Source organism: Arthrobacter sp. FW306-05-C (genome assembly GCF_021801725.1).
In the GTDB taxonomy this organism is placed as follows: Bacteria; Actinomycetota; Actinomycetes; order Actinomycetales; family Micrococcaceae; genus Arthrobacter.
This window is the reverse complement of sequence record NZ_CP084556.1, coordinates 1475272-1493272: the sequence shown is the minus strand read 5'-3', so window position 1 is coordinate 1493272 and position 18001 is coordinate 1475272. Positions and strand designations below refer to the sequence as shown.

At 67.3% G+C, this 18001-nt stretch carries 15 protein-coding genes and 1 pseudogene; 4 read left to right on the top strand and 12 right to left on the bottom strand.

Annotation, left to right across the window (positions count from 1 at the left end):
- Positions 1-4 precede the first annotated feature (4 nt).
- From LFT44_RS06880 to LFT44_RS06865, 4 genes are all read right to left on the bottom strand, one after another.
- Positions 5-2905, bottom strand: coding sequence for an FtsK/SpoIIIE family DNA translocase (locus LFT44_RS06880; protein ID WP_236801930.1), 2901 nt, complete (start codon positions 2903-2905; stop codon positions 5-7).
- Positions 2906-3045: 140 nt separating this feature from the next.
- Entirely contained in the window at positions 3046-4737 is a 1692-nt protein-coding gene (locus tag LFT44_RS06875) for a ribonuclease J (protein WP_236801929.1), read from the bottom strand.
- 40 nt (positions 4738-4777) lie between these two features.
- Positions 4778-5686 (bottom strand): 4-hydroxy-tetrahydrodipicolinate synthase, encoded by a 909-nt coding sequence (gene dapA / locus LFT44_RS06870; RefSeq protein WP_236801928.1) that lies wholly within the window; start codon positions 5684-5686, stop codon positions 4778-4780.
- A 58-nt stretch (positions 5687-5744) separates the two neighbouring features.
- Complete coding sequence (locus tag LFT44_RS06865; RefSeq protein WP_236801927.1) at positions 5745-6212, bottom strand: hypothetical protein; 468 nt, start codon at positions 6210-6212, stop codon at positions 5745-5747.
- 121 nt (positions 6213-6333) lie between these two features.
- On the opposite strand from LFT44_RS06865, the gene LFT44_RS06860 reads away from it, so the two are divergent.
- Positions 6334-7569, top strand: coding sequence for a heparan-alpha-glucosaminide N-acetyltransferase domain-containing protein (locus LFT44_RS06860; protein ID WP_236801926.1), 1236 nt, complete (start codon positions 6334-6336; stop codon positions 7567-7569).
- Positions 7570-7695: 126 nt separating this feature from the next.
- Here the strand turns inward: LFT44_RS06860 and LFT44_RS06855 are convergent, their stop codons facing one another.
- From LFT44_RS06855 to LFT44_RS06820, 8 genes and pseudogenes are all read right to left on the bottom strand, one after another.
- Positions 7696-8661: a TM2 domain-containing protein gene (locus LFT44_RS06855; protein WP_236801925.1), complete on the bottom strand. Its 966-nt coding sequence runs from the start codon at positions 8659-8661 to the stop codon at positions 7696-7698.
- Between the two features lie 333 nt (positions 8662-8994).
- Complete coding sequence (locus tag LFT44_RS06850; RefSeq protein ID WP_236801924.1) at positions 8995-9468, bottom strand: hypothetical protein; 474 nt, start codon at positions 9466-9468, stop codon at positions 8995-8997.
- Between the two features lie 3 nt (positions 9469-9471).
- Entirely contained in the window at positions 9472-10242 is a 771-nt protein-coding gene (gene dapB / locus LFT44_RS06845) for a 4-hydroxy-tetrahydrodipicolinate reductase (RefSeq protein ID WP_236801923.1), read from the bottom strand.
- A gap of 67 nt (positions 10243-10309) precedes the next feature.
- Positions 10310-10774 (bottom strand): molybdenum cofactor biosynthesis protein MoaE, encoded by a 465-nt coding sequence (locus tag LFT44_RS06840; protein ID WP_236801922.1) that lies wholly within the window; start codon positions 10772-10774, stop codon positions 10310-10312.
- Positions 10764-11288: a MogA/MoaB family molybdenum cofactor biosynthesis protein gene (locus LFT44_RS06835; protein ID WP_236801921.1), complete on the bottom strand. Its 525-nt coding sequence runs from the start codon at positions 11286-11288 to the stop codon at positions 10764-10766. Before LFT44_RS06835 ends, LFT44_RS06840 begins: the two co-directional genes overlap by 11 nt.
- The gene (gene moaC / locus LFT44_RS06830; protein WP_236801920.1) at positions 11285-11776 is read right to left on the bottom strand and encodes a cyclic pyranopterin monophosphate synthase MoaC; all 492 of its coding nucleotides are present in this window, start codon (positions 11774-11776) and stop codon (positions 11285-11287) included. The genes LFT44_RS06835 and moaC overlap by 4 nt, the downstream gene beginning before the upstream one ends.
- Positions 11764-13023 carry a molybdopterin molybdotransferase MoeA gene (locus LFT44_RS06825; protein WP_236801919.1) on the bottom strand — a complete coding sequence of 420 codons (1260 nt, stop codon included), beginning with the start codon at positions 13021-13023 and terminating at the stop codon, positions 11764-11766. The genes moaC and LFT44_RS06825 overlap by 13 nt, the downstream gene beginning before the upstream one ends.
- 23 nt (positions 13024-13046) lie before the next feature.
- Positions 13047-14568, bottom strand: a pseudogene (locus LFT44_RS06820) (molybdopterin-dependent oxidoreductase).
- Positions 14569-14795: 227 nt separating this feature from the next.
- Here LFT44_RS06820 and moaA point away from each other — a divergent pair.
- From moaA to LFT44_RS06805, 3 genes are all read left to right on the top strand, one after another.
- Entirely contained in the window at positions 14796-15923 is a 1128-nt protein-coding gene (gene moaA, locus LFT44_RS06815) for a GTP 3',8-cyclase MoaA (protein WP_236801918.1), read from the top strand.
- A gap of 5 nt (positions 15924-15928) precedes the next feature.
- Positions 15929-16195, top strand: a complete 267-nt coding sequence (locus LFT44_RS06810; RefSeq protein ID WP_236801917.1) for a MoaD/ThiS family protein — start codon at positions 15929-15931, stop codon at positions 16193-16195.
- Between the two features lie 91 nt (positions 16196-16286).
- A complete protein-coding gene (locus LFT44_RS06805; protein WP_236801916.1) occupies positions 16287-17960 on the top strand; it encodes an HNH endonuclease signature motif containing protein in 1674 nt (557 codons plus the stop codon).
- The last annotated feature ends 41 nt before the right edge of the window (positions 17961-18001 follow it).

The following is an 18001-nucleotide window of genomic DNA, read 5'->3' as shown; positions in this document are numbered from 1 at the left end:
CGGGCTAACGCCCGGTGAGGGACCATGCGTCTTCGGACCCGTCCTCGTCATCGCCGTACCCGCCTGGCGCGGAGTCGGAGCCGTCGTAATATTCGACGCTCTGTTTCCTGTTGTCCAGGTCCGCAGCCACCAGGTCTTCGGCGTAGCCGCCCTGGGCAATGTTGGCGTTGGCGTTGTCGCTCAGCGCGGCGGTCTGGGAGTCCGCCGTGGCCGGCGCCTCCTGGCCCTTCATGGCGGCCAGGACGGCAGCGAGGTCGTCCGGTTTGACCAGCACGTCGCGTGCCTTGGACCCCTCGGAGGGACCCACCACGCCCCTGGATTCGAGCAGGTCCATGAGGCGGCCGGCCTTGGCGAAGCCGACACGCAGCTTGCGCTGCAGCATGGAGGTGGAGCCGAACTGCGTGGTGACTACGAGTTCGGTGGCCTGCAGCAGCACCTCGAGGTCGTCCCCGATGTCGTCGTCGATCTGCTTCTTTTCCGCCTCGGGGGCGACGTCGTCCCGGTAAACGGCCTGGAGCTGTCCCTTGACGTGCTCCACCACCTTGTGGATCTCCGACTCGGTGACCCAGGCGCCCTGGACGCGCATTGCCTTGGAGGCGCCCATGGGCAGGAAGAGCGCGTCACCCTGGCCGATGAGCTTCTCGGCGCCGGGCTGGTCAAGGACCACGCGGGAGTCCGTTACGGAGGACGTGGCGAACGCCATGCGGGACGGCACGTTGGCCTTGATGAGGCCGGTGACCACGTCCACGGACGGACGCTGGGTCGCCAGCACCAGGTGGATGCCGGCGGCACGGGCCAGCTGGGTGATGCGGACGATCGAGTCCTCGACGTCGCGCGGGGCCACCATCATGAGGTCCGCGAGTTCGTCCACGATGACCAGCAGGTACGGGTACGGCCGAATGACGCGCTTGGAGTCCACCGGCGGCTGGACCTTCCCGGCACGCACCGCCTTGTTGAAGTCGTCGATGTGCTTGAAGCCATAGTTGGCGAGGTCGTCGTAGCGGGCGTCCATCTCCCGGACCACCCACTGCAGTGCCTCGGCGGCCTTCTTGGGATTGGTGATGATGGGCGTGATCAGGTGCGGGACGCCTTCGTAGGCAGTCAGTTCCACGCGCTTGGGGTCCACCATGACCATGCGGACCTCATCCGGCGTGGCCCGCATGAGGATGGAGGTGATCATCGAGTTCACGAAGGAAGACTTACCGGCACCGGTGGCACCGGCCACCAGGAGGTGCGGCATCTTAGCCAGGTTGGCCACCACGTAGCCGCCCTCCACGTCCTTGCCCACGCCCATCACCATCGGGTGGTCCGTGCGGCGGGCGTTCTGGCTGCGGAGCACATCGCCGAGCGAGACGGTTTCGCGGTCCGTGTTGGGGATCTCGATGCCGATGGCCGATTTGCCGGGAATCGGGCTGAGGATCCGGACATCGCTGGACGCCACGGCGTAGGAGATGTTCTTGGATAGCGCCGTGACGCGCTCCACCTTGGTGCCGGGCGAGAGCTCGATCTCGTACCGGGTAACGGTGGGGCCGCGGCTGAATCCCGTGACCGTAGCGTCGACGTTGAACTGCGTCAGGGTGTCGGTCAGGGCAGCAACGACGGCGTCGTTGGCTTCGGTGCGCTCCTTGGGGATGGAACCTGGCGTCAGGAAGTCCGAGGCCGGGAGGGTGTACGTGACGTCGCCCGCGAGGGAGAGCTGCTCGGTGCGCTGCGGGATCGGCACGGGCGGCGGCGCCGGCGCAACAGGGTTGGAAGGCACGGTGGGCGCGGCGGCAGCCTTGCCGGGGGCAGCGGCGCCGGGGATGACCAGCGGGATGGCCTCCGTGGCGTTCTCCGCCGGAGAAGCGGTCGCCGCCGGCGCCCCGGCGCCCAGGCCCTGGGCTGCCTTGATCTTCTCGACGGCGATTTCCGCCTGGGTGGGCCGCCGCACGCCGGGCGCCGGGCGGGCAGTTTCCGGCTCGTCGTCGTCAATGACGGCATGTTCAAAGGCCTCGTCGCCCACGTAGCCCTCAAGGCCGGCGTCGGACTCCTCATCCTTGCCAAAAAGCCTGCGCTTCTTTTTCTTCGGGGCCGCAGGCCGCGTCCGTTCCAGGTAGCTGCGGTCGTGCGTGTCGCCGGGGTTTTCCTGGTCCATCAGGTCGATGCCCATGAGGTGTTCGTACGCTCCCCGAAGGCGCCGCGGGATGGCCGTGAACGGGGTTGCGGTGAGGATCAGCAGCGAAATGAAGGCCAGCAGGCCGTAGAGGAGCACGGGCACGGCGGGATGGATGGCTGCCAGCGGCGCGGCAGCCAGGAAGCCGAGCATGCCGCCGGCTCTGCGCAGGCCGTCGAAGCCATCGGCGACGGTGGGCTGGCCGCCCAGGATGTGCGCCAGGCCGCAGCCCGCGAACGCCATGATCAGGAAGCCGATGCCGACCCGGTTGTTGCCCCGTCCGTCGGAGGGCTGGCGGAACAGCCGGAACGCGCACACGAAAAGCATGAGCGGAAGCAGCAGGGAGATCCAGCCGAACGTGCCATTCACCACGGCGTACACTGCGTCCGGGAACCAGCCCGTCAGGCCCCACCAGGCGAAGGTGGCAATGAAGATGCCCAATGCCAGGTTGAACAGGGCGGCGCCGTCGCGGCGGTCCTCGGCAGGGAGGTCGCTGACGTCATGGCCGATGCGGCGCACTCCCCCGCCCACCAGATGCCCAACGCCCAGCCAGGCTCCGCCCACCACCCGCAGCAGCCAGGGCTGGTGGTGTTCGACGGCGGGAAGCTGGCGGGTGCGTGCGGTGCTGGATGAGCCGCCGCGCCCAGCCTTGCCGGCAGTGGAGCCGGTTCCGCGGCCGGTGGAGCTCCCGGATTTGCTGCCGGAGCTGCCCCTGCCGGTACCTTTGGGCGCGGAAGTAGTACGTGTGGCCATAGTAGCCACGGTACCGGAAGCATGCTGTGATTCCGGGGATATCGGGGCCGGGCAGGTGCCCGGACCCTGTCGTCAAACAGCTCCGGCCCGCACTCCCGCTTGCAGCGGGAGTACGGGCCGGAGCCAGTGTGCGGGTGCTCTCAGGCTTCGAGCACCACGGGGATGATCATGGGCTTGCGGCGGAGCTTCCGGTTGACCCACGTGCCGACGACCCTGCGGACCACCTGCTGGAGCTGGTGGCTGGTGTGGTCGGCGTGGTTCTGTACTGCTTCCTCCAGGGCCGCGTTGATCTTGGGGATGATGTCGTCGAAGACGGAATCATCCTCGGCCACGCCGCGGGCGTGGATTTCCGGGCCGGACACCACCTTGCCGGTAGCGCGGTGGATAACCGTGATGATGGAGATGAACCCTTCATCACCCAGGATGCGGCGGTCCTTGAGGTCGGCATCGGTGATCTCGCCCACGCTGGAGCCGTCCACATAGACGAAGCCCACCTCCACCTGGCCCACAATGTCTGCCTGGTGATCGCGCAGGTCGATGACGCTGCCGTTGTCCGCGAGGATGACACTGGCCTCCGGCACCCCGGACTCGATGGCAATCTTGCCGTTGGCGATCAGGTGGCGCGTTTCACCGTGTACGGGCATGGCGTTCAGCGGCTCGAGGATGTTGTAGCAGTACAGCAGTTCGCCGGCCGCAGCGTGGCCGGAGACGTGCACCTTGGCGTTGCCCTTATGGATCACGTCGGCGCCGAGCTTAAGCAGGCCGTTGATGATCCGGAACACCGCGTTCTCGTTGCCCGGGATGAGGCTGGAGGCCAGGATGACGGTATCGCCGTCGCCCACCACCACCCGGTGGTCGCCGTTTGCCATGCGGGACAGGGCAGCCATCGGCTCACCCTGGGAACCGGTGGACATGAGCACTACGCGGTTGTCGGGAAGGTTGTCGATGTTCTTGATGTCGACAATCAGTCCGGCGGGAACGTCGAGGTAGCCCAGTTTTTCGGCGATGGCCATGTTGCGGACCATGGACCGGCCCACGAAGGCCACCTTGCGGTTGTGCTTGGCGGCCGCGTCCAGCACCTGCTGCACGCGGTGGACGTGGGAGGAAAAGGAGGCCACGATGATGCGCTTGGTGGCTTGGCCGAAAAGCCGCTCCAGGGTCGGGCCGATTTCCTTCTCAGCCGTGGTGAATCCGGGGACGTCCGCGTTGGTGGAGTCGGACATGAAAAGGTCCACGCCTTCTTCGCCGAGCTTGGCGAAGTGCCGGAGGTCGGTGATGCGGCCATCCAGCGGCAGCTGGTCCATCTTGAAGTCGCCGGTGTGCAGGACGGTGCCGCCCGCGGTGCGGATGAACACGGCCAAAGCGTCCGGGATGGAGTGGTTGACGGCCACGAACTCGCATTCGAAGGGCCCGAACTTTTCCACCTGGCCCTCTTCGACGGTCAGCGTGTAGGGCCTGATGCGGTGCTCCTGCAGCTTGGCTTCGATGAGGGCAAGGGTCAGCTGCGATCCCACCAACGGGATGTCGTTGCGCAGCTTCAGCAGGTAGGGCACCGCGCCGATGTGGTCTTCGTGGCCGTGGGTGAGGACCACCGCCACCACGTCGTTTAGCCGGTCCTCAATGTAGGAGAAGTCCGGCAGGATCAGGTCAACGCCGGGCTGGGTTTCCTCGGGAAAGAGGACGCCGCAGTCCACGATCAGCAGTTTGCCGTCGATTTCGAACACGGCCATGTTCCGGCCGATTTCCCCCAGCCCGCCAAGCGGGACGATTCGCAGCGTGCCCTGGGGCAGGCGCGGAGGGGTGACAAGGCCGGTAAGGGCAGTTTGGGTCATAGTGCACTTCTTTCCAGGCGGAAGGGTGCCGGTCTTAGCCTCAGGAGAAGACCAGCCCCGCTTCCGCCAAATCCCCGCGGATGGTTTCGATCTCGGTTTCGTCCGGCTCCACGAGGGGCAAACGGACAATCGAGTTGGGCAGGACTCCCTGCCATTTAAGAATCTGTTTGGCCGCCACAGCGCCCTGGACGCGGGTCATGGTGGCGCGGACCACGGGCTGCAGCTCGAAGTTGATCTTGCGGGCGGTCCCGAGGTCGTTGGCGTTGACGGCGTCGATCAGTTCGCGGAAGCGGCGGGTGGCGACATGGGTGGTGACGCCCACCAGGCCGACGGCGCCCAGGGCCATCCAAGGAAGTGTCAGTCCGTCATCGCCCGAGTAGAACAGGAGGTCCGTTTCCGCCATGACGCGGGTGGCGGCAACAAAATCCGCCTTGGCGTCCTTCACAGCGACGATGTTGGGGTGCTGCGCCAGCCGGATCATGGTGTCCGGTTCGATGGGGATGGAGGACCGGCCGGGGATGTCGTAGAGCATGACGGGTACGTCCACGGCGGACGCGATGGTCTCGAAGTGGGCGCGGACACCTGCCTGGCTGGGCTTGTTGTAGTAAGGGGTCACCAGGAGGAGGCCGTCGACGCCGAGGGCTGCCGCCTGCTGGGAAAGGTGGACCGAGTGCGCGGTGTCGTTGGTGCCGGTACCGGCAATGATTGCCGCCCGGCCGCCTACGGCGTCTTTGACGGCGCGGAACATGCCGAGGTTCTCTTCGTCCGTCAGTGTGGAGGTTTCCCCCGTGGTTCCCGTGACTACCAGCCCGTCGCAGCCGTCGTCGACCAGCTTGCTGGCCAGCGCTGCCGCCTGGTCGTAATCCACTGCGCCGTCCTTGGTGAACGGCGTGACCATGGCGGTCAGGAGGGTACCGAGGGCAGGGATGTGCGCGGAAGAGTCAGCCATGGAAAAAACGTTACCCTGTCCCCGGCTGGTTAGGACAATGCCACGGGCGTGACGAGCGTCAAATACGGTGCCCGCCGGGCCGGGGCGCGTTTGTTCCGGCGTGGCAATAGCGTCCGACGGCGGCCTGCCGAAGGTCCTCAGCCCAGGACTCGAGCCGTTGCGCAGCGCGTACATAGTGGAACAGCTCCGTTGGCGTCAGCGCATCGATGTCGGTTTCCGCCAGCCGCCGGGCCAGCTCGGCCCCCTCTGGCTGGGCCGCGAGGCTGATGCCCTCCCGCTCCCATTGGACGTCCTCGGCGGGACGACCTGAGACGAGCTGGCGGAAGAGATAGTCCACCACTCCGGGGCTCATTGCCCTCAGCAGCCCGCCGTCCGCTCCAGTGCCGTCCACCGAAGGGCCCGCAGGGCGGAAATCTGCCGGTAATTGACCGGCCCGAAAGTTCCCTGACTGCAGCTTTCCGGAGTGCAGGTTTCCCGGCTGGTCGGATCCCCGTGGCGAAGGGGTTCCGGTAGATGGCGTCTTCATGCAGCCATGCTATTCGAACATATATTCGAAAACAAGAGGGTCACTGCACTGCCGCGCTCCCCTTCCCCCGTGGTTGCCTGCTTGACAGCAACGCCGCCAGTGCATGTGAGACGATCTGGTCATGACGTCCCGAACCCCGGCCACCCGGTCCCGGAAGACCCCAGGCGGGCAACAACCGGGGCGCCTTCGGGGCATCGACGCCGCCCGCGGCCTGGCCCTGTTGGGCATGATGGCCACGCACCTGCTGCCGACGTTCGAATCGAACGCCAGCCTCACCCCAACCTGGATCGGCCTCACGTTCTCGGGGCGGGCCGCGGCGCTCTTCGCCGTCCTGGCCGGCGTCGGGCTTGCCCTCTCCACGGGCAGGGACAAGCCCCTGGAGGGCGCCGAACTCTCCGGCGCCCGGCGTGGAGTGGCGCTGCGCGCCCTGGTGATTGCCGCCGTCGGGCTTACCCTGGGCAGCCTGGAAGTGAACGTGGCCATCATCCTGGTCCATTACGCCGCCCTTTTCCTGTGCATCCTGCCTTTCCTGGGACTCGGCGTGAAGCGACTGTGTGCGTGGGCCGCCGGCTGGATCCTGGCGTCGCCGGTGCTGGCCTATCTGCTGCGGCCCTGGCTCCTTGCCCCCGAGCCGCCCCTGAAGCTGGGCCACAACCCGAACTGGGAGGACCTGGGGACGCCTTCCAGGCTGCTCGCGGACGTGTTCTTCACCGGGTACTACCCGGTGGTGCAGTGGCTGTCCTACCTGCTGGTGGGGCTGGCCATCGGCCGCCTGGTCCTCAGTAAGGCACTGGTTCCCGTCCTGCTGCTGGTGGGCGGGACGGTGGTGGCCGTGGCCGCCAAGACCCTGGGCACAGCCGCGATGGAGGATTGGGGTGGCCGGGCCGCCCTGGAGAAAGTCCTGAACTCACCGGGATACCCGCTGGGGAGCGTGCTGCAGGTCAACCTGGCAGGACTGCCGCAGGAGGGCTCGTGGTGGTGGCTCGCGTCGGCCGCACCGCACTCCGGTACCACGCTTGACCTGCTGCACACCTCAGCGGTGGCGGCGGCGGCTATCGGGGCATGCCTGCTTCTGGGGCGGCTGGCCGAGTGGGTGGACCTGGACCTGCTGCTGCCGTTGCGGGGAGCAGGCGCCATGACGCTGACCTTGTACACGGTGCACGTCTGGGTGATATCCGGCTTCTACCTCCAGCCCCTGCCCGTGGGCTGGACCGAGGACGGCATGTACTTTGCCCATGCAGCGGCCGCCGTCATCATCGGCATGGTGTTCGCCGTGCTGGGGTGGCGCGGTCCGCTGGAATGGGTGGCCCACGCGGCGAGCCGGGTGGGCCGGGGCGGCCTCAAAGCCCTGTACTGACCGGCAGCCATCGAAAGACTGGCTTCCACATATCGGCCGGGTTTTCCAGTTAACTCCAAGGAACCCGCGCCCATTCGGTGATGGGGTCGCGGGTTCCTTTTTCAACCCCTAACGGGGGTTGTCCGGCTACTGGGCAGTCAGGGTGAAGGTGGCCGCTTTGTCGCCGTAGTCATCGAATACCACAACCTGGACCGGACCCTTTTTGACGTCGAAGGCAATGATCCCCTGGCGGGCATCACCGGCGCTTACCTCATCGCTGGGCAAGGGCCCCAGCTTCTCATCCAGGTACACCTGCTCGCCCTCTTTGCCGTCGGCATCAAGGACCGTGAAGTTGGAGGGGCTGGAGAAGCTGGTGCCGGTTTGCGTCTCCCAGGAAACCTCCACCGCAAGGAAACCGCCGTTCTTTGGCTCCATGTAGTCCATGCCGGGAATCTTGTCCGTGTAAATGGAGTCGAGAACGCTGACTTTCGCGGTGTTGCCTTCGGACACGGTGGCCACCATGGAGTTCGCTCCGGCCGCGCTGCCGCCGGTCGGGCTTCCGCCGGAGGGGGCAGGCGCGGCCTGGGAGGCCGAAGGAAGTTCAGGTGCCACGGGAACCTTCCGGGCGTCGATGGCCGCACCAACCATGGCGATGGACGTGATAGTCAACAAAATCCCGGTGATAATGCTGATCAGCCAGACGACGGCAGTGATGATCCACGCCTTCTTCTTGTTTTCCTGGTAGCCCTCCAGTGGACGGCCGTCCTTGTCCCGGGTGTTTCCCGTCAGGGTCATGATCAGGTCCACAATCGCCCAGATACCCGCACCGCCGGCCGTGAGCAGCTTCGCCACGCCGGAGCCGATCTTGCCCAGGTAGAAGCGGTCCACACCAAACGTGCCCAGCAGGAGGGAAAGGAGCCACGTGACCATGAAGGACTTCCGCGGCGCATCCGGGTAGGGCCCTTGGCCGTAGGACCCGGGCTGGTATTCCCCCTGCGGACCTGCCGGATGCTGCCCCTCGAAAGCGGGCTGCGCGCCAAAGGATGACGGCGGCGGAATGGGCGGCGCCGCCGGCCCGTTCTGCTGCGGGTGGGGGTAATTCGGGTGGCTCATTGGTGGTCCTTCTGTGCGGTGACGAGGGGGCGGTGATCAGGGTGCGGTGATGAGGCATGCGGTGGTAAGGGTGCAGCGCTGCGCCGGCATCCGGGCACGCGGAATGACGGCGTGTGGAGTACAGGGGTGGGGATGTTGGGGGCCGGGCCGGAGATGCTGCAGCCCAGTGGCGCGGACAGTGCCAACGGCAGCGGCCAACCTCATGCTTTCCCCCAAAGCTAAAGAGTGTTTACTAAGTCAACCTACCGTGGACGGCAAAAGACCGCGATGGGCAGAAATGCCCATCGCGGCGGCAATGCCGATTACGGCAGTTGGGCAGGGCTGCCCTGCGAGCTAGGACGCGGCGGTGAAAAGCTTCACGGCGTCGCGCATGGACGCCCGGGCACGCTTGCGGTCTCCGGCGGCATCGTAGGCGCAGCTCAGCCGGAACCATGAACGCCAGTCGTCGGGAGCGGCCTCAGCCTCGGCCCGGTACTTTTCGAATTCGGCATCTGCAGCCGCCCGGACAATCCGGCCGCCGGGCGTGCGCGGGAGCTCGTCCACCGGCAGGCCGCCTTCGGCCTCCAGGACCTTGGCCATTTGCTCCGTGCGGGCACCGAACATCAGCTCGCGGATCAGGGCCCAGGCGCCAACAATGGGCAGCACCAGGTAGGCGGCGCCGATGGCCTTGGCGGTCAGGTTGCTGTCCGACAGGAGCAGGAGTGAGCGCTGGAAGGACACCACCAGGTAGAACACCAGCAACAGCGTTACCGCTGCCACCCAGATCTTGGTGCGGTTCTTCCGGAAGCCGGCTGCCAGCCCGTTCACGGCCTAAAGCCCCAGGTCCAGGTAACCGTCCAGGCCAACGGTGAGGCCGGGGTGTGCAGCAACGTTGCGCACACCCAGGAGCACGCCCGGCATGAAGGAAGCACGGTCAAAGGAGTCGTGGCGGAGGGTCAGCTGCTCACCGGGACCTCCCAGGAGCACTTCCTGGTGTGCCACGAGCCCGCGGAGCCGGACGCTGTGCACGCGGACGCCATCCACTTCGCAGCCGCGTGCGCCGGCGCGTTCACTGGTGGTGGCATCGGGGCTGGGCGGCACCTGTGCAGCAGCACGTTCCGCAGCGATGAGCTGTGCGGTGCGGACGGCGGTGCCGGAAGGGGCATCCACCTTGTCCGGGTGGTGCAGTTCGATGATCTCCACCGATTCGAAGTACTTGGACGCCTTCGCGGCGAACGCGGAGGCCAGCACGGAGCCGAGGGCGAAGTTCGGCGCGATCAGGACGCCCGTCTCCGGGTGCTCGGCCAGCAGGGATTCCAGTGCGGACAGGCGTTCCGCGTCCCAACCGGTGGTGCCCACCACGGCGTGGATTCCGTGCTCGACGGCGAAGCGGACGTTCGCTTCGGTGCTTTCGGGGACCGTGAGGTCCACCAGGTACTGGGCACCAGAGGTGGTCAGCTGTTCCAGCGAGTCACCCCGTCCGAGGGCTGCGACGAGCTTCATGTCGGGAGCGGCGTCGATAGCCTTGACGGCCTCGGCGCCCATGCGTCCAGTGGCGCCGAGGACGGCCACCAGCTTGGGAACGGAGTGTTGTTCGGTCATGGCATTAACCCTACCGGCGGCGGTGGTTGGTGCAGGAACCGGGCGGCATGCGTTACCTCGCGGTGGGTCAGCCGCCTGCGCCTACCCATTCCACGGTGCCGTCGGAGAAGAACTGTTCCTTCCAAATGGGCACCTGTTCCTTGATGCGGTCCACGAGTTCGGAGCAGACGGCGAAGGCCTGGCCGCGGTGCGCGGCGGACACGGCGCACACCAGCGCGGGGTCGCCGATTTCCAGCATGCCGATGCGATGTGCTGCCCAGATGCGGACAGGCTGTTCAGCCCCGGCATCCCCTTCCGGGTCCTGTTCGGCAACAAGGCGGGCGACGACGTCGGCCATCACCTGGTGTGCCGTGGGATGCGCGCTGTAGCTGAGGCGCTGGACAGCCTTGCCGCCGTCGTGGTTGCGCACCACGCCGCTGAAGCTGACCACCGCGCCCGCGGTGTCGCTTTCCACCGCCGCTATGGCCTGGTCCACAGAGATGGGGTCCGGGCTCAGGACTGCCCTTACTACTTCGAATGCTTCAGTGCCCATGTCCGCCTTCCAACTGGTCGCAGAGGTGCCCGATCAGCGGGTCCAGGACGGTGAGCCCGTCCATGACGCCCTTGGGTGAACCGGGCAGGTTCACGATGAACGTGTGCCCTGCGGCGCCGGCGTAACCCCGGCTCAGGGACGCGAGCGGGGTTTTGGCAGCGCCCGCCCTCCTGATCGCCTCCATGATCCCGGGGATCTCCCGGTCCAGGAGCGGCAGGGTGACATCCGGCGTGCGGTCGTCGGGGCTTAGCCCGGTGCCGCCGCTGGTGATGATGACGGCGGGGTGCTGGGTGAGGAGCGCCCTGATGGCGGCACCTGCCGGGTCACCGTCGGGGACCACCATGGCCGGGAACACGTCAAAGCCATGCTCGGCGAGCCAGTCTGTAATCACGGGGCCGGTTTCGTCTTCGTAAATGCCGGCGGCCGCACGGGTGGAGGCAACGACGACGCCGGCCTTCCGCCCCTGTACCTCGCCGTGCACATGTGGGGCGGCCGCGCTGAAAGGTGTGGTCACAGTGCCCAGTCTCCGCTCTTGCCGCCGCTCTTGGCCAGCACCTTGATATCCGTCAGGACCGCGTGCTTGTCCACGGCCTTGATCATGTCGTAAACGCTCAGCGCCGCCACGGAGGCCGCCGTTAGGGCCTCCATTTCCACCCCGGTGACGCCGCGGGTTTTCACCGTGGAGCTGATGGTGACGGCCGCCGGACCAAGGTCGAAGTCGACCGTCACCTTGGACAGCGGCAGCGGATGGCAGAGCGGAATCAGGTCCGGGGTCTTCTTGGCGGCCATGATGCCGGCCACGCGGGCAACGGCCAGTGCATCCCCCTTCGGGAGCCCGCCGGTGCCCAGGAGCTGCATCACTTCGGCGGTGGTCCGGACCGTGGCGGTGGCCGTCGCCTCCCGGGTGGTCTCTGCCTTGGCGGAAACATCCACCATCTGGGCGCTGCCGTCCTGGCGCAGGTGCGTCAGGACGGGGGTCTGTTCTGCGTTCACAGCATCCATACTTCCACCTCGTCCCCGGCAGCGAGTTCCGTTACGCCGGCAGGAACGTGGACCAGGACGTTCGAACCTGCCAGCGCGTGCATCAGGTGCGAGCTCTCGCCGCCTTCCAGCCGTACCGTCCCGTCCGGCTGCAGGCTGCCCCGCCGGACCTGGTGTTTGGGCCCGGGGGACCTGAGTTGCTGGGCTTGCCCTTCAAGGTCAAGGCGGGCGCGCAGGGGCAGCCGGGCCGCCGGTGCCCCGAGCAAGGTCGACAGGGCGGGCCGGAGGAACATCTCGAAGGACACCAGGCAGCTGACAGGATTGCCGGGAAACCCAAGGAAGGGGACGCCGTCGAACGTTCCGATTCCCTGGGGGCCACCGGGCTGCATTGCGACGTGAAGGAAGTCGACCGGTTGTTCCGCCATGGCCTGCCGCACCACCTCGTAGGCTCCCTTGCTGACCCCGCCGGTCGTGACGATCAGGTCCGCGTCCCGGCCTTCCGTCCGCAGTAGCGCCTGGAGTTCCGCAGGGTTGTCGTTGGAGATCCCGGCGCGGCGGACGCGAAGCCCTGCCTGCGTCATTACCGCTTCCAGGAGGGTTCCGTTGGAGTCGTAGATCTTGCCCTCCGGCAGGGGCCGGCCCGGTTCAACTACCTCGTCCCCGGTGGTGACGAGCAGGACGGTCACCGCCCGGTACACCTCCACCTCCGTTATGCCAAGGGCGGCGAGCAGTCCCAGTTGCGCCGGCCCCAGGCAGGTTCTGGCGGCGAGCGCCCGCTCCCCTGCCGCAATGTCGCTGCCGGCGGCGCGCACGTACGTTCCCGGGGCGGTGGCAGGCAGCGTCACAACAGTGCCGTCCTGCTCCGGAAGGAAGTGGTCAGGCACCGATTTTTCAATAGGTACGACGGCGTCAGCCCCCGCCGGGATCATCGCACCTGTCATGATGGGCGCCGCAGCCCCCGGCCCAAGCGGCTGCGGGCTCGACCCGGCGGGAATGGGAGGCATGATGCGCAGCTCAGCGCCGCCGTCGGGGATGTCCGCGGAACGGACGGCATACCCGTCCATCTGGGAGTTGGCGAAGGGGGGAAGGCTGAGCGGAGCAAGGAGTCCGTGCACCAGCGCCCGGCCCAGGGCATCAGGCAGGGGAACAACTTCAGTGCGGGATTCTACCGCCAGCGGGGCGAGGAGGTCAGTGACTGCGGCCAGATGCGCGGCGACGGAGCGGGCGTTGTGGGCCTTGCCCGCAGGGGCGTGATGCGCAGTGGTCATGGGTACGCCTTTGGTCGCGGCCGTCAGGATTTCACGTCCACTCTAACCGTGTGGAATCCGGTGGCCCCGTCAGGCGCGGGCGGCCGTGATGTTTCATCCTGGGGCCGGCCGTTCATGTCGGTCGCGCGGACCTGGATTTCGTACTGCCCCGGTGTGAGGTCGACGGTCAGCTTCCACTGGTACCAAGTGTCGGCGGAGATGCCGGGCGCCAGCTCGGCTTCCCGCCAGGGCCCCCGGTTGAGCCGCACTTCCACCTTCCCGATGCCGGTGTGCTGGGCCCAGGCGACGCCGGCAAATACAACGGTTCCCGGGCTGACCGGGCGCCCGCTGCGCGGCACGTCGATCCGCGACGACGTCTTGATGGGTCCGCGCTCGGACCAGCCCCGCGGGGTCCAGTACCCGGCGTCGTCGGCAAACCTGGTGACCTTGAGTTCCGTCAGCCACTTGGTTGCCGAAACATAACCGTAAAGGCCGGGGACAACCAACCGGACGGGGAAGCCGTGCTCCAGCGGCAGTGGTTCACCGTTCATGCCGACGGCCAGCAGGGCATCCCGGTTATCCGTCAGCACCTCCAGGGGCGTTCCGGCGGTCCAGCCGTCGGTGCTGCGCGAGAGCACCATGTCGGATCCCGGCTGCGGTCCTGCCAGTGCCAGCAGGTCCCTGACCGGCCAGCCCAGCCAGCGGGCGTTGCCGATCAGGTCGCCGCCCACGTTGTTGGAGACGCAGGCGATGGTGATGTGGCGTTCGGTCAGGGGTTTGGCCATCAGGTCCGCGAAGGAGAGCTGGACCTCCCGGGGCCACCATGCCGGTGACTTTGAGCAGCCAGGTATCCGGGTTGACCGCCGGGACGGTGAGGGCTGTATCGATCCGGTAGAAGTCACGGTTTGGCGTGACCAGCGGCGGCATTCCCGCCACGCCGGACTCCGCGGCCGCCGGGATTGGCGGCGCCGGAGATGCCGGCGTTGGAAGGGTGATGCGGGCCCTGGCTTCGCTGACCGCGTTGGCGGCACCGCGCCAGATACCCGCCACGGCCCCGGCAACGGCGGCCAAAGCCGCGGTGCCGGCGAGGGCCTGGAGGAAGCTGCGGCGGGACCGGGATGGTGTGGGATCTGCTGTCCTTTCGCCGTCGCGGGTTGAGGCCGCTGACTGCCACGCCGCGAGCTTGCCCACCAGGAGCCGCAACAGCACGACGGCGGCACCCGCGGCCAGAAGCGGAAGCAGGAGTGCGACCGGGGCCGCTTGGGAACGCGTCAGGACTGCGGCAGCCCCGGCGAGGCCGAAGATGCCCGCCAGGACGGCCCCAGTGAACCGCCTCCGGAACTCAAGCACTCCGGCCAGTGCCGCCAGCCCGGCGATGACCAGCGCCATGCCCGTCAGCAGGGCAGCCTTATCGGCCGTACCGAAAAGGGAGATGGCCCAGTCCTTCACACCGGGAGGAACGGCATCGATCACCACTCCGCCGACGCCGGTCAACGGGGACAGGGACGGGCTGGCGAATCCTGCCAGCAACTCCCCCGCGGCGACCCCGCCGGCGACGGCCACCATCCCGGCGGCAGCGGCCCAACGCCCCCTTGTGTCCCGCACCCTAGCGCGCGGGACTCCCGGTTGCCGGACGGAACGTTCCGGCCGCCCCTGAAGGCCGCCGCCGTCGTCGTCCGCCCCGTACCTGTGCCCGGAACTGTTCACAACTCCCAGCATAGGTTCGTGGCACCCGGGTGACGCCGGGCCGGTCAGGGTGTGATGTGCCGCTCAAGGTGGCGTAGCCTGAATTCATGAGTGTCCAGCTAGGCATGCCCCAGCCGCGGGAGGAAGCAGCATCGGCCCTGCCGGGCGTTCCCCGTGCCAGGCCCGCGGATGCACCGGCCGGCCTGGCGGACCGATACGGCCGCCGCGCCACGGACATGAGGCTGTCCCTGACCGACAAATGCAACCTCCGCTGCACCTACTGCATGCCTGCCGAAGGCCTCGAGTGGTTGGCCAAGCAGGCAGTCATGTCCGCTGAAGAGATCGTGCGGATCGTCAAGGTGGGCGTGGATCAGCTGGGCGTCCGGGAGCTGCGGCTGACGGGCGGCGAGCCGCTGGTCCGGCACGACCTGGTGGACATCATCGCAGCCCTGCGGCGCAACCATCCGGACCTTCCGATCTCCATGACCACCAACGCCGTTGGCCTGGCGAAAAAGGCGGCCGCGCTCAAGGATGCCGGGCTGACGCGCATCAACGTCTCACTTGATTCCCTGCACGAGGAAACGTTCACCAAGCTGACCCGCCGTCCCTTCCTGAACCAGGTCCTGGCCGGTGTTGACGCCGCGTGGGCTGCCGGGCTGGGACCGGTCAAGCTGAACGCTGTCCTGATGCGCGGGATTAACGATGCCGAGTCGCCGCAACTGCTGGCCTGGGCCCTGGAGCGCGGGTACGAATTGCGGTTCATCGAGCAGATGCCCCTCGACGCCGACCACGGCTGGACGCGCCGCAACATGATTACCGCCGCCGAGATCCGCGGGCTGCTGTCCCGGGACTTCGTCCTCAGTCCCGATCCGCGGGAACGCGACGGCGCCCCTGCGGAGCGCTTTGAAGTACGACGGCGGGCGGCAGGTTCTCCTGATCCGGAGGGTCCCGTGCTGGGAACGGTGGGGATTATCGCCTCCGTCACCGAGCCCTTCTGCTCCGACTGCCGGCGCACCAGGATCACCGCCGAAGGCAAGATCATGAGTTGCCTGTTCTCGCGCGAGGAATACGACCTCCTGGGCCTGCTGCGCGCGGGTGCGAGCGACGCCGAGCTGGCGCACCGGTGGCAGGACGCCATGTGGATCAAACCCAAAGCCCACGGCATGGACCACGTGGGACTGGACGCCCCGGACTTCGTCCAGCCGGACCGCAGCATGAGTGCCATCGGGGGCTGACCGGAATGCTTGTACGCTACTTTGCTGCCGCACGCGCCGCCGCCGGTTTCGAGGAGGAGAAGTTCGACCTGCCCGGCGGCGCCACGGTGGCGGATCTGTTGGAGGCTGTTGCGGCCGTGGAGCGGCCGGAGCCTCCGTCGGGGACTCCCCCGCTGCCCAGTATCCTTTCCCGCAGCAGTTTCCTGCTCAATGAGGTGGCCGTGCGGGACCAGGCAACCGTGCTGGGTCCCGACGACGTCGTCGACGTGCTGCCGCCGTTCGCGGGGGGCTAGGCAGCAGGCTTTCTGGCCCTTGGGGTCCTGCCTGCTTGACGTTGCTCTCGCCCCCACTCTAAATGTCAGTGCCTCATTGGATGATTCTTTTATGGCAGTCATCAGTGGTGTTGGGGCAGGTGTGGAAGGTGTTCATGCCTCTGTGGCCGCCCTGGATGCGCTGGACGCCATGAGTGTGCTGGAGCGGGAGGATTCTTACCTGGCGTCCGGGGTTGGTGTTGGTTCGGGTGTTGATGTCCTGCGGCGGCGGTACGAGATCCGGCTGGAACGGCTGGAACTCGCGGCCCGGTTGGAGGCGCAGCTCGCGGCGATGAAGGCACGGGATGCAGCCGAGGCGATCGGGTTCCAGCAGGCCATGACCCCGCCGGACGCGTCGGTGCAGGACCGCACCTACGCCGAGATGTCCGTGGTGGAGGAGATCGCAGGGGTCCTGACCGTCAGTTCCGCCGCCGCCGGCGCCCTGGTGGAACAGTCCCGAAAAATCTGCTCCCTCCCACCCGTGTTCCAGGCCCTGGCCACCGGCGCCATGTCCTGGCAGCACGCCCGCATCGTCGCGGACGAAACCGAGGGCCTCGATCCGGCCGGCACTGCCGCGCTGGTGGCCCACTTCTTCGACCCCGACGCACCCCACCCCGCCCGCGGCGCAGCCCCTGGCGAACTCGTCCCCTCCCGCTTCCGGGCCAAAATCCGCGCCTGGCGCGAACGCCACCACCCCGAGACACTGCAGAAACGCCACGCCAAAGGGGTTACTGACCGGCGGATGGAATACACCCCGGACCGGGACGGGATGGCCTGGGTCTCGCTCTACCTCCCCGGCGACACCGCCTGCGCCATCTGGAACCGCACCACCGCCACCGCCCGCGGCCTCCAAGGCCCCAACGAACCACGCACCATCACCCAACGCCGCCCCGACATCGCAGCATCCCTGCTCCTTGGACCAGCAAGCGAACCCGGCAAGGTCCCCACCCCGCGGGCCGACGTCCTGGTCACGGTGCCGGTATTCTCCCTCCTCGGACTCACGGAGGAACCCGCCATGCTCGACGGGCTCGGACCCATCCCGGCATCCACGGCCCGCAAACTCGTCGCCGACGGCGCGAACTCCTTCTACCGCATCCTGGTCGACCCGAGAGACGGGGCACCCTTGGAGATCGGCCGGAAGAACTACCGGCTCACCGAAACCATCAAACGCTGGATCAGGATGCGCGACGCCAAATGCACCTTCCCCGGCTGCACCAACCGCACCCCGGACAACGACACCGACCACCTCCAGGCCTGGGAACACGGCGGAACCACCGGGGCCAGCAACCTGGCACAACTCTGCCCCAAACACCACCGGCTCAAACACCACACCCAATGGACACCAGACCCAGCCACAGAAGACAGATCACCCGGCTGGACCTCACCCACCGGCCGCCACTACAAACCCGAACACCCCCACCCAGAACCCACACACTGGCCACCGCGAATCCTCCCGGCGGAAGCTATCGTGGCTGCCATGTCGGTGGACGCTCCCCAGTGGCAGCAACTGCTCGCGGGCATGCCTGATTGGGCCGATCCACCACCCGAAGATCCACCCGGCGAAAACCTGCTCGAGCCGGGCGAACTATGCCCGACAGATCCACTGTGGGAGGACTTCTACGCGCAGCCCTTCATCCTGCCACCCGACCCGTTGCAGGAACTGGGAATGGGAAGCGCTGGAATCACAAACGTATTGCCAGCGCCGGACCGGCTAGCCGCCCGACCGGTGTCAAACGATCAGTATTGATGGGTCGGCAAGGCGCGCGGCCCGCAGGCAAGTACCCGGCA